At 56.7% G+C, this 16,263-nt stretch carries 13 protein-coding genes; all 13 read left to right on the forward strand.

From position 1 onward, the window contains the following. Positions 1-135: 135 nt before the first annotated feature. The 13 genes from AN477_RS15615 to AN477_RS15670 all read left to right on the forward strand — a co-directional run bounded on the left by AN477_RS15615 (position 136) and on the right by AN477_RS15670 (position 16,195). Positions 136-660, forward strand: coding sequence for a YwiB family protein (locus AN477_RS15615; RefSeq protein WP_054970093.1), 525 nt, complete (start codon positions 136-138; stop codon positions 658-660). Positions 661-796: 136 nt separating this feature from the next. Continuing rightward, entirely contained in the window at positions 797-2,584 is a 1,788-nt protein-coding gene (locus tag AN477_RS15620; RefSeq protein ID WP_054970094.1) for a sigma 54-interacting transcriptional regulator, read from the forward strand. A gap of 518 nt (positions 2,585-3,102) precedes the next feature. Then, complete coding sequence (locus AN477_RS25070) at positions 3,103-3,408, forward strand: hypothetical protein (RefSeq protein WP_054970095.1); 306 nt, start codon at positions 3,103-3,105, stop codon at positions 3,406-3,408. An 8-nt stretch (positions 3,409-3,416) separates the two neighbouring features. After that, the gene (locus tag AN477_RS25915) at positions 3,417-3,515 is read left to right on the forward strand and encodes a helix-turn-helix domain-containing protein (RefSeq protein WP_425388194.1); all 99 of its coding nucleotides are present in this window, start codon (positions 3,417-3,419) and stop codon (positions 3,513-3,515) included. Positions 3,516-4,266: 751 nt separating this feature from the next. Beyond that, the gene (kdd, locus tag AN477_RS15630; RefSeq protein WP_054970181.1) at positions 4,267-5,310 is read left to right on the forward strand and encodes an L-erythro-3,5-diaminohexanoate dehydrogenase; all 1,044 of its coding nucleotides are present in this window, start codon (positions 4,267-4,269) and stop codon (positions 5,308-5,310) included. A gap of 241 nt (positions 5,311-5,551) precedes the next feature. Beyond that, entirely contained in the window at positions 5,552-6,907 is a 1,356-nt protein-coding gene (kamA, locus tag AN477_RS15635; protein WP_054970096.1) for a lysine 2,3-aminomutase, read from the forward strand. A gap of 72 nt (positions 6,908-6,979) precedes the next feature. Further along, entirely contained in the window at positions 6,980-8,320 is a 1,341-nt protein-coding gene (gene kamB, locus AN477_RS15640; protein ID WP_054970097.1) for a lysine 5,6-aminomutase reactivase subunit KamB, read from the forward strand. Next, a complete protein-coding gene (locus AN477_RS15645; RefSeq protein ID WP_054970098.1) occupies positions 8,317-10,275 on the forward strand; it encodes a MutS-related protein in 1,959 nt (652 codons plus the stop codon). Before kamB ends, AN477_RS15645 begins: the two co-directional genes overlap by 4 nt. Continuing rightward, the gene (gene kamD / locus AN477_RS15650; RefSeq protein ID WP_054970099.1) at positions 10,272-11,858 is read left to right on the forward strand and encodes a lysine 5,6-aminomutase subunit alpha; all 1,587 of its coding nucleotides are present in this window, start codon (positions 10,272-10,274) and stop codon (positions 11,856-11,858) included. The genes AN477_RS15645 and kamD overlap by 4 nt, the downstream gene beginning before the upstream one ends. 2 nt (positions 11,859-11,860) lie before the next feature. Further along, positions 11,861-12,670: a lysine 5,6-aminomutase subunit beta gene (gene kamE / locus AN477_RS15655; protein ID WP_083486339.1), complete on the forward strand. Its 810-nt coding sequence runs from the start codon at positions 11,861-11,863 to the stop codon at positions 12,668-12,670. A 103-nt stretch (positions 12,671-12,773) separates the two neighbouring features. Continuing rightward, entirely contained in the window at positions 12,774-13,721 is a 948-nt protein-coding gene (locus AN477_RS15660; RefSeq protein WP_054970100.1) for a DNA-3-methyladenine glycosylase family protein, read from the forward strand. Between the two features lie 335 nt (positions 13,722-14,056). Next, the gene (locus tag AN477_RS15665) at positions 14,057-14,782 is read left to right on the forward strand and encodes a potassium channel family protein (RefSeq protein WP_054970101.1); all 726 of its coding nucleotides are present in this window, start codon (positions 14,057-14,059) and stop codon (positions 14,780-14,782) included. A 168-nt stretch (positions 14,783-14,950) separates the two neighbouring features. After that, the gene (locus AN477_RS15670) at positions 14,951-16,195 is read left to right on the forward strand and encodes a cation:proton antiporter (RefSeq protein WP_054970102.1); all 1,245 of its coding nucleotides are present in this window, start codon (positions 14,951-14,953) and stop codon (positions 16,193-16,195) included. Positions 16,196-16,263 lie beyond the last annotated feature (68 nt).

The raw sequence follows: 16,263 nt of genomic DNA on the forward strand, positions 1-16,263 counted from the left end.
GGCCGCGGGGGTCAACGGGCTGCGAGGCTGCGAGGCTGCGAGGCGAGCCAGCACGGAGTTACGGCTGTTTCGTCGAGGCCAATGGGCCAATGGGGTCTACTGCACCCAAGGGATTAACGGGAAGGAGGGCATCAGATGAGGGACTTCTGGTTTTCGGAGACCGATTTCGTGGTTCCTGTTGAACTGAGCATCTCGAGGCGTAACCGATTTTTAGGCCATCTGACAACCGGCCAGCCGTGGGACGAACAGGAAAAGCAGACGGTTCAACAAGTTCGCTGGAAGCAGAGTGCAAACGTGCATGAAATCTCTTACCGGGAGACACCAGAGAATCCGAATCGCCGAGGGGGATCCGGATCGGCTGCCTCCCCCTTGGCTGCCTCCGACGAACCTCCGAACCTGACCATCTGCCGGTTAGAGCCCACAACACTGACGTGGCAACGGCATGGCGGTGTTGAATGGGAACACATTTTCGAAACAGGGGATGTACGATCGTCTCTGATGACGGTACCAGGTATCGGTTCCATTGAGGTGAAGCTGCGGACGCGCAGCTTACGGATTGAGGTCGGACCAACCGGCGGGTTGATTGACGTGGCATACGATATGACCATGTCTGATGTCACACAGTATATTGAGCTCAGTATGCGCTTCACCCGGACGTGAACTCCGGTTTCGCCCCAGCCGCGTTGACGGGATTCAGGCACGGTAGCGGCATTCAGGCATAGCGACGGGACTCAGATGTAGCGGTGGGACCCAGATATACCGGTGGATTCAGGCATATCAAAAGGAGGCACACGCAGTGGCCGATCTCGATTTAAGCCGCGACGGACTCGTTGAGATCCTCGATACCATTGATGAAGGCATTCATGCCGTGAATCTCGCGGGTGAGACAACGGTCTACAATTGTGCTGCTGCGCGCCTCGACGGCCTCAAACCGGAAGATGTGCTCGGTAAACACCTTCTCGAGTCTTTTCCGTCACTCGAAAACGGCACAAGCACGTTGCTTCAGGTCCTGAAAACTGGCAAGCCTATCTATAATCGCCCGCAGACCTACACCAATTACCTTGGCGTTAAAGTCCACACGGTGAACACAAGCCTGCCCATCCTCTCGGAAGGCCACCTCGTTGGCGCGCTTGAGGTGGCGAAAGACTTCACCCAGGTCAAGCGGCTGTCGGAGCAGGTGCTCGAGTTGCAAGCGCAGGTCACCGGATCGAGCAGGAAGAGGGGGGCTGCAGGTAGCGGATCGGCAAGCGGATCGGCAGAGAACCGATCGACGAGGGCCGTCTACCGTTTTTCACACCTGTTAACGAAGTATGATCCGCTCCTCGAAATCAAACGCCAAGCCGAACGCGCGGCACAGACGAGTTCTCCGGTGCTCATCTACGGAGAGACGGGAACCGGCAAGGAACTGCTGGTTCAGGCCATCCACAACGCCAGCCCGCGGCAACAGGAACCTTTTTTAGCGCTGAACTGTGCGGCGCTTCCTGCGTCGCTGCTCGAAGGGATCCTGTTTGGCACGGTGCGGGGGAGTTTTACGGGTGCCGAAGATCGGGCAGGGTTGTTCGAGCTCGCCAACGGAGGAACAATTTTTCTTGACGAGATCCAGTCGATGCCGCTTGAACTTCAGGCGAAACTCCTGCGCGTCCTGCAGGAAGGCGAGCTGATGCGCGTTGGCGATTTTCATGTTCGACGGATCGACGTCCGTGTCATCACGGCGACGAACCTTCGCCCGGAGAATGCGGTTCAGGCGGGGCAACTGCGCGGTGACCTCTACTTTCGCATCAACGTGGTGCGGTTTGATTTGCCGCCCTTGCGGGATCGCCATGTCGATCTCGCTCTCCTCACCGACCACTTCATCGGCAAACTGAATGGCCGTTTCGGCGCGCGCGTTCGCGGTGTGACCAAGGATGTGGCAGAACTGTTTGCTGTCTACACTTGGCCTGGCAACGTGCGTGAGCTTGAGAACGCGCTGGAGGCGGCGATGAACTTGATCGATGACGGGTGGATCGGTATCGAAAGCCTCCCCGTGCACCTGCGGAACTTCGCCCGTCAGCACGGTTTGGGTGAGGACGGTGCCGAGGCGGGGACAGGGGTGGGCCTGCAGGGGGCACCAGGGCTCGGTCGCGATGGCCAGCGCGGTGAGCGAGGGGCTGGAGTTGCCGATGGAGATGGAGTTGCCGACGGAGATGGAGTTGCCGACGGAGATGGAGTTGCCGACGGAGATGGACGCGAGGCTGGGAACACAGCCGCGCATATCGATAGGCACATGCATTCAACGGTCGTAGCAGATAGGCGCGCCGATAATTCGGCACAAGAGTCATCGGGCAAAGTGCATTGTGCCGAAAATCCAGCACAAGAACAGTGGGTAGATGCCTTAGAAGAGGTTGGGCTGCCAGAGTTTTGGCACAACATCGAGCAATCACAGCCACCCACAGTCGGTTGGAGAGAATTACAAAGTGGTTTTGAACGGATTATCTTGAAGCATGCCTTGGCGTCAGCCCACGGGAACGTAAAACAGGCCGCATCGACATTGGCAATCCCTCGGCAGACCCTGCAGTATCGCCTAAAGCAGCTGGATTTAACTTAGTCTGCGGGCCGTCTATGGGTTTGTGGTACGAGTCTGTACGTTTGTCGCTGCACCTAGCTGTAGGTGGCTGTATGTGGCTGTATGTGGCTGTATGTGGCTGTATGTGGCTGTATGTGGCTGTATGTGGCTGTATGTGGCGATGATACCTGTATGGGTATGCCTCTGAGCTAAGGCACAAAAGTTCCCTTCAGCACCCCACAACGTCCTTTGTTACCCTCGTATCAATAAAATACCTACCTGGGTATTCTGCGATAGCGTACAAACGTTCCCTTACCCTCCCCTTTTCGCTGTCTCCTGCCGAAATAAGACCCAGAATTTCCTCTGTAGCCTCAAACCATCCCCGGATTGGCTTGAATTTGGATGATAGAGGACGTTTCGTCCTCTATTCCATTTGGTCTTTTAAAATCCAGGCCTACAAGGGAAGCATTTTCCCTTAGCACGCCCCACCCCCATCCGGCTCGCTGTAGTGACTCCACTCCAACTCACCATCGTGCTCCGACCTCCCGACGGAGATGGAGATGGAGATGGAGATGGAGATGGAGATGGAGATGGAGATGGAGATGGAGATGGAGATGGAGACCGGGAACACAGCCACGCATTTCGAGAGGCACATGCGTTCAACGGTCGTAGTAGATGCGCGCGCCGATAATTCGGCACAAGAGTCATCGGGCAAAGTGGATTGTGCCGAAAATCAAGCACAAGAACAGCGGGTAGATGCCTTAGAAGAGGCCGGCTGCCAGAGTTTTGGCATAACATCGAGCAATCACAGCCACGCACGGTCGGTTGGAGAGAATTACAAAGTGGTTTTGAACGGATTATCTTGAAGCATGCCTTGGCGTCAGCCCACGGGACCGTCAAACAGGCCGCCGAGACATTGGCCATCCTTCGGCATACCCTGGAGTATCGCCTAAAACAACTGGATTTAACTTAGTCTGCGGGCCGTCTATGGGCTTGTGGTACGAGTCTGTATGTTTGTTGCTGCACCTAGCTGTATGTGGCTGTATGTGGTTGTACGTGGCGATGATACCTGTATGGGTATGCCTCTGAGCTAAGGCACAAAAGTTCCCTTCAGCACCCCACAACGTGCTTTGTTACCCTTGTATCAACAAAATACCTACCTGGGTATTCTGCGGTAGCGTACAAAAGTTCCCTTACCGTCCCTTTTTCGCTGTCCCCTGACGAAATAAGACCCGGAATTTCCTCTGTAGCTTCAAATCATCCCTGGATTGGCTTGAATTTGGATGATAGAGGACGTTTCGTCCTCTATTCCATTTGGTCTTTTAAAATCCAGGCCTACAAGGGAAGTATTTTCCCTTAGCAGGCCCCCCCTCGCTGTCGTGCCCCGCCCCTCGACCTCCCGACCAAAGCACTGGTGGCACACTTTTTTCATAATTCTTTCTTTCAGATAAGACACCAGTGTCAGGAGGGAGAAGGGTATGCCGCACACCTACAACAATTCGCACACCAACCTAGGCCTCAGCGCTGAGGGAGGCCAAAGTGGCCACGCCACCAGCCCGGGCCCTGTGAACACACCCACGAGCCAGACGCCCACGGGTCAGCCGCCCCTGAGCCAGCCGGACCCGAGCCAGCCGGACCCGAGCCAGCCGGACCCGAGCCAGCCGAACCCGAGCCAGCCGCCCACGGGTCTGCCAAGCGCCCCCAGCGTTCACGCGGACTCGGGAATGACCGACGATCCCTACGGTCTCTACCGGGTGGTGACCCCAGAGGGGAGCATGCCGCAGGCCGCCTGGAGGGTTGACAACACGCCTGTGTGCCGCGGGGGTGAGATTCTCATTGACGTCGAGATGCTGAATATCGATTCGGCCTCGTTCACGCAGATCAAGTCAGTCGCGGACAACGACCCTGCCCGCGTGGCGGAAGAGGTCAAAAAAATCGTCGACGATCGCGGCAAGATGCACAACCCCGTAACAGGGTCCGGCGGGATGTTGATTGGCCGGGTGAAGGAAATCGGATCGCGCATCGAGGCTAGAGGGGATGTACAGGTTGGCGATCGCGTTGCAACCCTCGTTTCCCTATCCCTGACACCACTGGAGTTACGCCAGATTCATCACGTCGACATGCACAATGCGCAACTCGACGTGGAGGCTGTGGCGGTACTGTTTGAAAGCGGAATCTACGCGAAGATGCCGGAGGATCTGCCGGATCGGATCGCGCTCGCCATGTTCGACGTCTGCGGTGCCCCGGCTCAAACCGCTCGCTTAGTGAAGCCGGGCAACACTGTAGTGCTCCTCGGAGCCGGCGGAAAGTCCGGGTTGACCGTGCTCGCACAGGCAAGAAAGTCGGCGGGTGACGGCAAGATTGTCGCCATTGAGTACGGGGACGCAGGATGCGAGCGGATTCGCAAGCTCGGGTTCGCTGACGTCGTCCTCAACCTCGATGCAACCAAGTCAGCCGACGTCTATCAAGCCGTAACGGACGCGCTCGGTGGAGAGTTGGCAGACGTCGTCATCAACTGTGTGAACGTCCCTGGCACGGAGATGAGCTCGATCCTCTGTGCGAAGGACCGCGGTACCGTCTACTTCTTCAGCATGGCGACCAGTTTCACAGCTGCCGCACTCGGCGCCGAGGGAGTCGGCAAGGATGTGGACCTCATGATTGGCAACGGGTATTGCAAAGACCATGCCGATCACGCGCTCAACCTTCTTCGCGACACACCGGCCTTGCTGGAGGTCTTTGAACAGAAGTTTGCTGCCGGCGCAAAGTGACTAGACCAGAGGGGCCCATGTGAACCGGTTACCTCTACAACAGCCACCACTCAAACGGTGTTGCAATCGGCTGCGTGGAACCTGCTCAAGTGACAATGGCCGGCCAGATTAACGCCCTGAAATCTTGAACCGGCTAGATTCGGCTAGATTCACACCTTGATACCCTAAACGGCCTGGGCCCGCGCCCACCCGTCTACCTTAGCCGTTTACCTTAGCTGTCTACCCTAAAGGAGGATGACCCATGAGCTTACTCGAAAAGAACCTGACCCACCGTTATGGAAAGAAACAACGCCACTTCCGCGAAGTTGAGTTGTGGAAGGACGTTGCCGATGAGCAGTGGAACGACTGGAAGTGGCAATTGACGCACACCGTCAACACCATCGACGAGTTGAAACAGGTGGTCAATCTGACGGAGGATGAGATTGGCGGCGTGGAAAACGTGCGCGAGTCGATTCCACTCCGGATTACACCGTACTACGCCATGTTGATGGATCCGGATGATCCGACCGATCCGGTCCGCATGCAGGCCGTACCGCTGTCGAATGAGATGCAGCGATCCCCATGGGACATGGAAGACCCGCTCGACGAAGACGAGGACTCCCCGGTGCTCGGTCTGACGCACCGCTACCCGGATCGTGTGCTGTTCCTCATCACCAACCAGTGCTCGATGTACTGCCGGCACTGCACGCGCCGCCGCTTCTCTGGTCAGGTCGGCCACGCGGTTCCGAAACCGCAGCTCGATGCGGCCATCGACTACATCCGGCGGACGCCAGAGGTTCGCGACGTGCTCCTGTCAGGCGGCGACGGTCTGCTCGTGAATGACCGGATCCTTGAATACATTATCAGTGAGCTCCGTGCGATTCCGCATGTTGAAATCATCCGGATCGGTACCCGGGCGCCAGTCGTGTTCCCGCAGCGGATCACCGATAACCTCTGCAACATCCTGAAGAAGTATCATCCAGTGTGGATCAACACGCACTTCAACCACCCGGACGAGATCACGCCGGAAGCTGCAGCAGCTTGCGAAAAACTGGCGGATGCCGGTGTGCCGCTTGGCAACCAGACCGTCTTGATGCGCGGTGTCAACGACTGCGTACACGTGATGAAGCAACTCTTGCACGATCTCGTTAAGATCCGCTGCCGCCCCTACTACCTCTATCAATGTGACCTGTCAGAGGGCATTGAGCACTTCCGGACCAGTGTGGCGAAGGGCATTGAGATCATGGAGCAGTTGCGCGGTCATACCTCCGGTTACGCCATCCCGACCTACATCGTGGATGCGCCTGGCGGGGGCGGCAAGATCCCGGTCGGACCACAGTACCTCATCTCGCAGGGACACGGAAAAGTCATCCTGCGCAACTTTGAAGGTGTTATCACCACCTATCACGAACCGATTTACGAAGATCAGGGCTGCCCGCCGTCCTGCACGCATGACCATTCACGTGACAAGGATGAACTCATTGGCGTGGCGCGCCTCTTGAACGACGTAGATTTGACCTTGGAACCCAAGAACCTGAAGCGCCGCAATGGGCGTGAACATCTGGATCGCCAACATGCCGATCTCGATGCGCTTCGCCGCGCACCCCGTCACAACTGACGGAAGCGGAGGGCCCCCGGGACGACCACCGGCATCAAAGACAGTCATCACGATGAAACAGGAGGCGATCCCATGAACCTGCTCGAGCGATGCAGACAGCACGGATGGCGGAGGTTGGCGTTTATCGGGATCGCCAAACATGCAGGGAAAACGACTGCACTTAATCGGTTTCTGCATGAGTTGGCCGAGGCTGGCGGCGGTGAAGAAGAAGGCAAAAGCCGTGAAGAAAGCGGCCACGCAAGCGGCCACTCAGGTGAGCCCCTGCGCGCGAACACAGGCGAACGCGAAAGTCACAGGTCGCAAATCGGGGTTGGCCTGCTCAGCATTGGTCTCGACGGAGAGCGCCGGGACACGATCCTGGGCGTACCCAAGCCCCGGGTCTATGCAGAGGTTGGGACACTGATCGCATCTGCCGAGGGTGCGCTCCTCGACTCTGAGGCTAGGTTCGAATGGATTGAGGAGTTGCCCATTTCTTCGCCGCTTGGACCGATCATGATTGCGCGCGTAACAACACCGGGGCCTGTCGTATTGGCCGGCATCCGGCAGCGTGCACATGTCCGACTGGCAGCAGAACGACTGGAAGCGCTCGGTTGTGAGTACATCCTCGTCGACGGGGCGTTCGATCGCGTTGCAGCTGCCGCCCCCACGTTAGTCGACGCCGCGGTGTTGGCCGTTGGCGCTGTCGTCGGGAGTACGGTCAGCGAGGTCTTGCAGCATGCATGGCCGGTCATTGAGCGGTTTGCACTCCCAGAGACGGACGAGCCTTGGAAGCAGCTTTTTGGCTCAGTACGCGACGAAGGTGCAGCGGGCATTGCGGTTCTTCAGCCCACGGTTCATCACTTGGCGTCTCGTGACTCCGAGGCACGTGACTCGGTGATGACTCATTCCTCCGAAGGTGTCACGGGTGAAGGTGTGTCGCGTGAAGACGGGGTGTTCGAGCATGTGTCGGTGCTCCGCCTGCCACGAGACGCCGTGATGTTTGATGTGACCCGTCAGATGGGGTGGAGTGATGCCGTCATCGGGGTGTATATCCCGGGTGCGGTTACGGATGGGGTTATCGGCGGACTGCTCCGCCACCCATCCCCGCTCCAAATTGTCGCGGATCATCCCGCTCAGATATTGATTTCCGAGTCTACCCACCGAAAGATGGCTCGGCATGGGCATCAGTTGACGGTTTGGGATCGATTGCCGTTAGCAGCGATTGCGGTAAACCCCCACCATATTGCGGGGGCAGACTTGCCTCGCGACGAACTGCTGAGACAAGTTGCATCGATAGCTGGGGATGTGCCCGTATACGATGCGATGGACCACTTGCCCTCGCAAGGCCTCCGCGCGAATGAGGCTGAGCCGTCAGGTCTGTCAGCGCTGTCCGAGAAGGCGACCGGGGCGTCGGGGGAGGGATCGATACGATGAGTTCGGGAGACAGCACTCGTTTATCGAGCCTTTCTTCAAGCTCTCCATCAGGACATTCATCCAGCTCTCCATCAGGCGGCTCGGGGAACATCACCCGCGGCGCAGCCTTCGTGGATGCTGAGACAGAGCGCGCAGTCGATTGGTCTCATCTTCTGGCCATCTTCGCACCTATTACGCCGTACGGTCGTGATCGCAAACGTACCCTGCAGCCATTCCTGCCTGGTTTTGAGGCAGATGCAAAAGCTGTCTGGAACCAAATACGCGAGGACGACCGACATTGGAAGGACGAAGACCTTGGCAGGCTTCGAGAGGCTCTTTCTCGCCTTCCTGATATTCGTGAAGCAATCGAAACGGTGGCGTGGAGCAGTGCACCGTTAACGCCGAAGCACTTTCTGGCGCTGAAGCAGTTTGTCGTACGTGGTGCTCGACTCTCGGAGAGTCCCGAAGTGCAAGGAGTCGGGTGGAGTGAACCAGCCCGGTGGCGAAGGCTTCTTCAGGTGTTTGCGGCTCAGCCCGCCGAGGCTGGCCGGGCGAATCAGTCTGCCCAAGCGGACGACTGGCCTGCCCCAATCTTCGAGGCGGCCACAGACAGCCGGCCTCGTCCGACTGCCCGCCCCAATCAGCCCGCCCCAACCTTCGAGGTTGAGTCAGCCAGGATGTCTGGCGCCGCTGAAGCAGTTTCGGATGAAGTGGTTGCGGATGAAGTGGTTTCGGATGAAGTGATTGCGGATGAAGCAGTTTCGGAGCAGTTCTCCATTGCCGATTTAGCGACACCCGCTTACGAAGCAGCAGCGGCTGCCATGAACAGTGCGTTGCACAAAGTTGCGCAGGCAAAGCACCGGCAACAGATAACGTGGCGGGCAATTCCGGGGGCCAATTTGCGCCGTGATGGGCAGCTCGTCATCACGCTCCCAGCACATCGAGATCTCGCCGAAGCATGCAAACAAGACGCCTGCCTCAAGTGGCTGCGGGATACTCCCTTCGAGAGTATCTTTGAGGTCGTGCCAACCGCAGAGCTGCAAGCCGCTGAGGCAGAACTCGAGGAGGCAAAGGCTACGCTCTCCCGCGAGGAAGACATCATCCTTGGCATCTTGACCGAGCGGCTTCGCGAAACCCTGCCCCTCTGGAACCAGGCCGCCGAGGACACAGCGGATCTCGACGTTCGGATTGCAAAGGTCCGGATGCTCCATCAGTTTGACGGCTGCATCCCGGAGTTCACAGACGCACTTCACGTCGTCGATGCGGTGCATCCGGAGACAGCGGATCGGCTGCGCAAACAGTCCCAGACGTTCACGCACATTACACTGCGGCCGGAAGACGGGGTGAACATCCTGTTCGGTTCAAACATGGGCGGCAAGACGCTCTCACTGTCCATGCTTGCCGCATATCAGATGCTCGCACAGTTTGGCCTGCCTGTGCCTGCGAAGGCATTCCACACGCGTCTCTTCTTTGCGATCCGCTTTGCCGCCACGACGGGCACCGACGTCCACTCGGGGCTGAGTGCTTACGGCAGCGAGGTCGTGCGTGTGAGTGACTGTTGGCGGGCTTTGGTGTCAGCATCCCCGGCCTTGATTGTCTTCGACGAGCCCGTGCGGTCAACCAACCCCATTGAAGGGGCTGCGCTCGTGACCGGGTTGGTTCGGGCGGCCAGACGGCAGACAGAGGGTACTCTGTCGGTGGTCTGGATCGCAACTCACTTTGCCGATCCGCTCTCTGAACCCGGCATAACCAAGTTCCGGGTCCGCGGACTTCAACATCACAGCTGGTCTGCCCTTACTGACCCGAAAGACAGGGTGGAATCACTCAAACGGCTCGAAGCGGCGATGGATTACCAGATCGACAGGGTTGATACCACCCACATCGACCAAGAAGCCTTGCCTGTCGCAGAGATTCTCGGTGCACCGAAAGAATGGCTAGAGCACGCGAAAGCCTATTTGCAGGAGGGAAAATCATGAAGTCCAAACTCAACTTGGACCCACAAATGGTCGAGCGGGCCAGAGCAGCCGCGGCGACGATTGCAGACAACGTAACGGACTTCATCTCACAGCGCACGACGGAGTCTGTTGAACGAACCGTGTTACGCCTGTTTGGTGTAGACGGAATAGACGCTGACGGTGTACCGCTGCCAAATGTCGTCGTCGATGCAGTGCACGAAGCAGGCCTGCTCGCTGGCGGGGTTACGCGCCCGTTTATGAGCGCACTCATCGCGACCGGACTTTCTGTGCAGGAATTGGCCGAGGCCGTGGCGGATGGAACGGTCGACATCTCATCGATCGCGCTCGCCCCTGAGGCCGACATTCGGGCGAAGGCGCGGGAACTGGCGGCTGTGGGGATGGACCGGATCAGGCAAAACCGCAGCACCAGGGACGCTTATTTGGATAGATTGGACGGCGGTCAGGCACCGCTGTTGTACGTCATTGTGGCGACTGGCAACATCTACGAGGATGTGGTGCAGGCCCGTGCTGCAGCAAGACAGGGCGCGGACATCATTGCGGTCATCCGCAGCACAGGTCAGAGCCTGCTCGATTATGTTCCCTATGGCCCGACGACGGAAGGCTTTGGCGGAACCTATGCGACGCAGGAGAACTTCCGCATCATGCGTGAGGCCCTTGACGAAGTTGGCGAGGAACTCGGGCGCTACATCCGCCTCTGCAACTACTGCTCAGGTCTCTGTATGCCGGAGATAGCCTCGATGGGTGCGCTTGAGCGCCTCGACGTGATGCTGAATGACGCCTTGTACGGGATTCTGTTCCGGGACATCAACCCGCAGCGAACCCTCGTCGATCAGGCGTTTTCGCGCATGATCAACGCCTACGCTGGCGTCATCATCAACACGGGTGAGGACAACTACCTGACAACAGCAGACGCTGTGGAAGCGGCACACACGGTGCTTGCCTCGCAGTTTATCAATGAGCAGTTTGCCCTTCGCGTCGGATTGCCGGAGGAGCAGATGGGTCTCGGTCACGCATTTGAGATGAATCCGATGATTGAAGACGGCTTCCTGATGGAACTGGCACAGGCCCAGATGGCCCGCGAGATCTTCCCGAGGGCGCCGCTCAAATACATGCCGCCGACGAAGCACATGACGGGCAACATCTTCCGCGGTCACATTCAGGACGCCCTGTTTAACATGGTCGGCATCATGACCGGCCAGGGAATTCAGCTGCTCGGTATGATGACGGAGCAGATCCATACGCCGCTGATGCAGGACAGACACCTGGCGCTCGAGAACGCGAAGTACATCTTTAACAATGCGCGTCACATCGCGGAGGAAATCGAGTTCGCGCCAGAGGGACGGATTGTCCAGCGTGCGCACGCAGTCTTGGCGGAGTCGGTGGAACTGCTTGAGCGCATCGTCGAGACAGGGTTCTTTGAGGCATTGGCCAAAGGAGTGTTCGCGGATGTGAAGCGGACCATCGACGGCGGGAAGGGACTGCACGGTGTCCTCCTCCGATCCGATGACTACTTCAACCCCTTCGAGATTGCGCTCCGTGAAGAACTGGGTCTCGGGCCTGTAAAGGTAGGTGTGCGAGGGTGAGTATGAATGAGACTTCACGCGTTGTGGAGGGACAGCCGGGCGATGATTATCGCGATCGGATTGCCAAAGCAGACCTGACCCGCATTCGCCCGTATGGGGACACGATGGATGACGGCAAAGTCCAACTGAGCTTCACTCTGCCAGTCCCCGATGGTCCGGAAGCGGTGGAAGCGGCTAGGCAGCTTGCTGCAAAGATGGGACTGGCTGAAGCCTCGATTGTGCACCACGAGGGGACGGGCGAGGGCTTCACCTTTTTTGTCGCGTATGGCAAGTGCCTGCACACGGTCGATTACGCGCACATCCAGGTCCCGAAAGTGACCAGTGAAGTGATGGACTTCTATGAGATCAACCATTATATCCAAGACCGTATTGGCCGTAAGGTCGTCATCTTGGGAGCATGCACAGGGACCGATGCGCACACAGTAGGTATTGACGCCATCATGAATATGAAAGGCTACAACGGAGAGTACGGGCTCGAGCGATACCCGGAGGTTGACGCACACAACCTCGGCAGCCAGGTCGAGAATGAGGAGCTCGTGCGCAAGATCATCGAGTATAAGGCAGACGCCGTCCTTGTCTCGCAGGTTGTGACCCAAAAGGACGTGCACATCAAGAACCTTGGTGCCTTGGTCGATCTGCTTGAAGCCCAAGGGCTGCGCGAAAACCTGATTCTTGTTGCGGGGGGGCCGCGGATCACGCATGAGTTGGCCTTAGAACTCGGCTATGACGCCGGTTTTGGTCCAGGCACACTGGCGCCGGATGTGGCATCATACGTCGTGCAAGAATTGGTCCGGCGAGGGCTGGCGAAGTAGCTGGAACTCTGTCTTGGTACACCCGTTGTGTATAATTGGATGAAGGATCAATGGCTGGCGGGCAAAAGCCAGCCCTTGTTATTGCATACAAAGGGGAACATTGATGTCGCTCCAAATTACTCCGTCAGCACCATTTGACTTCTCCCAAATGCTCCGGCGTCCATTGTCGAGGCCGTCCAAGGTAACCATCATCCATCCGGAGCTTCCATCCTACACGCGAGCTATGTGGGTATCTGGTCACCCGATTCCCATCACTGTCTCTGCCATAGGCACAGTTGAGTATCCTGTGCTCGACGTGACGTACCCTGACGATCTATCTCGCGAGGAACAAGCCCACGTTGAGCGGTCGATTCGACATATGTTTTCAACGGATGTCAGGCTGGAACAATTTTACTCGCACATGGCAGATATCCGTGAGTGGTCAGGTCTGACGGACCGGCTTTACGGCCTGCGCCCCATTCAGGATGCAGATCTATTTGAGTCCATGGTCAAGGTTATCATTGGGCAGCAGTTGAATGTGCAATTTGCCGCAACGCTGGTGGAGCGTTTGGTCGATCTCGGTGGACAGGTCATCGAGTGGCATGGGACAGGCTTGCCTGTTTTTCCGTCTGCACAACAGGTTGCGAACTGGTCTTATGAGGATCTCAGGACGCTTTCGTTCAGCCAGCGAAAGGCGGAGTATGTGATCGATTTTGCCCGGGCAATGGTTAGCGGCAAGGTCGACCTCGAGTCACTTTGGCACATGTCCGATGACGAGGTCTATGATCTGCTTCTCCCACTGCGGGGCATTGGCCGTTGGACGGTGGAGTGCTTTCTGCTTTTCGGCATGGGAAGAGCGGACATTATGCCCGCAGCGGATATTGGTGTGCAAAATGCGATACAAAAGTTGTATGGCATGGTTGAGCGGCCGAAGGAACAGGAAATCAGGCAGTTGGCTGAACCCTGGGCCCCTTGGAGAAGTTATGCCACGTATTACCTGTGGCAAAGTTTAATCCCGTTTGAACCCAATTCCTCAGCAATGACGCGTAATCTTCAGCATCCTAGCGAATGATAGGGACAGACTCCCATAGAAGCGCAATCTCTCAGAGCATTCATGCCCGTGGACAAATTTAGAGTTTGCAAGTGGATGATGACAGAGTAGACTCTGATGTAAGATATCTGTGGATGAATATGACATTCGACAGCACAGAGTTTGGACGACTGTATACTTTTGACGACTGTATACTTTGGGATGCACACCGCTGAAGCGACACCTTACATCAGGGGTCGTTTTATGTTTTTTTGCAAATTGTAAGGTGCATGAACCGAAGTTGGGGAGTTCCGTACCATATCCCTTCATATCGCGTCATATCACTAGGGCAATTTTACAACATGGGGGTCATGACCTTGGCAAACAATCGTTCACTAGGACTCTTGGGAAATATGCGGATGATCGGGCGTCGAAGTCCAAAGACGATTGGTGTCATCGGTGCAGGTCGATTTGGGACGGGTGCTGCAGAAGAACTATTGAACAACGGGCACGATGTGCTTCTGATTGATAAATACGCGGAGTTTCTCGAACCTTACGCAAGCCGCTGCAGTACGGCTATCGGAGATGCGGAAAGCATCGAATTTTTAGCGGAAGCCGGGATTAAAGACGTAGATGCAGTGATCAACGCGATTGGAGACGATGAGACTGCATCGAATCACGTCGTCATCAACTGTAAAGATTTCGGACTCTACGTCATGGCGAAGGCGAAAGACGCCACGCACGGAAAGATTCTAGAGCGATTAGGGGCCGATCACGTCGTCTATCCCGAACGCGACTCGGGGATTCGGCTGGCGAGGCTCTTAACGAGATCGGCTATCCTCGACATGGTTGAGCTTTACGAGGGCGTGTTCATGATGGAGATCAGTGCAGGTGGGGAGTTGATTGGCAGGACTCTCGATCAGCTCGATTTACCCCGCCGCTTCGGTGCACAGGTCTTGCTTATCATTAGAGGGGACAAGACCATCTTCTCGGTGTCTGCGACAGACAAGGTGTGTGAAGGTGACCGGATTGCGGTGCAGGGGCCGGCAGAAGCGCTGCAGAAAATTGCGCGTCGAGTGGAGCTTGAAAACGTTCGTTCCTAAGGAACAGCTTTTACGCCAGACTCGAGAAAGAAAGCATACATACGGTGGCAATACACCAAACGTTAGTTTTCAATCGATCTGTTTTTTCAAATGGATGGATGTTGGTTTTCCATCGATGGATGTTCGTTTTCCATCGATTAATGATGTGCCTGGGGGAGTTTTCTACAAATGTTCAGTACGCAGCAATGGCAAAGCGTAGTTACGATTCTGATCGTCATTTTTGCCGGCGGCCTCATTGTCGGCAAGCTGACGGAGAAGCCGAGGATTCCGGATGTAGCGGCTTATCTTGTGTACGGCATCATCATCGGCCCTGCAGTCCTGAACTTGATCAACGTACCGAGTCAGAACCAAGTCAATCAGTTCCTGCTGAACGTCGGAGCCACACTGATTCTGTTTGATGGTGGTCGCGGAGTTCAGTTTAAGGTTTTGCGTAAGGTATGGTTGAGCATTGTCATGCTGGCTATTGTGGGTGTGTTGGTGACGGCATTCACCATGGGTCTTGCAGCACACGAATTTCTGAGGATTCCATGGATTACGGCCATCTTACTGGGCTCGGTGATCGCGTCAACGGACCCCGCGACACTCATCCCGGTATTCAAACGGGTTGCCATCATTCCAAGGCTTCAACAAACGGTTGAGTCGGAATCTGCCTTTAACGATGCAACAGGTGCCGTGCTGGTGTTCACGGTGTTATCCATCATGCAGGCTCATACGGCGCTTCACTGGTACGCTCCGATTACCTCATTCCTTCACTCTGCACTTATCGGCCTTGTTGTAGGTATCGTCTTTGGGTTGCTCAGCCTCTGGCTCGTTTCGAAGCGAGGGTGGGGGATTTTTCACGAGTATGGGTCGATTGTCCTGCTGACGGTTGCACTTTCCTCCTACCAAGTGGCAGGCATGTTCAATGCGAGCGGGTTCATGGCAGCCTTTACTGCAGGTATCATCACAGGCAACGGCGAGTCCTTTCGGCTCGGGTTCATGGAGCACACAGAGGAGAACATTCATCACTTCGGCAATGCCATCACTTTGATTATGCGGATGCTCATCTTCGTTCTGCTTGGCACACAGGTGGACTTTAAGCTGATTCAGGAACACCTGTGGATGGGGTTGTTGTTGGTTGTGGTATTCATCGTGATCGCCAGACCATTGGCGGTGTTCGCTTCAGTGCTGGTCGATCGGAGTGCACAATGGGGCCGCAATCACGTCGCGTTTATGTGTTGGGTTCGGGAAACGGGTGTGATTCCGGCCGCACTGTCTGGCGTGCTGGTAGCGAAAGGCATTCCCAACGCGCACCTCATTGCCTCCATCACGTTCATGGCCATCTTGCTCACGATTTTAATTCAGGCGAGCACGACAGGTCTGGTCGCGAAACGTCTGAACGTCATGCGTGAATCGGAGACCGAGGACATTTGACGAGTGGGGGTGGCTGTTTGGGGGGCAGGGCCAGATGGCCCTCGCCGTCCGTCCGGCCATAGCGGAAC

The sequence above is a fragment of the Paenalicyclobacillus ferrooxydans genome (assembly GCF_001399675.1).
Taxonomy (GTDB): domain Bacteria; phylum Bacillota; class Bacilli; order Alicyclobacillales; family Alicyclobacillaceae; genus Alicyclobacillus_B; species Alicyclobacillus_B ferrooxydans.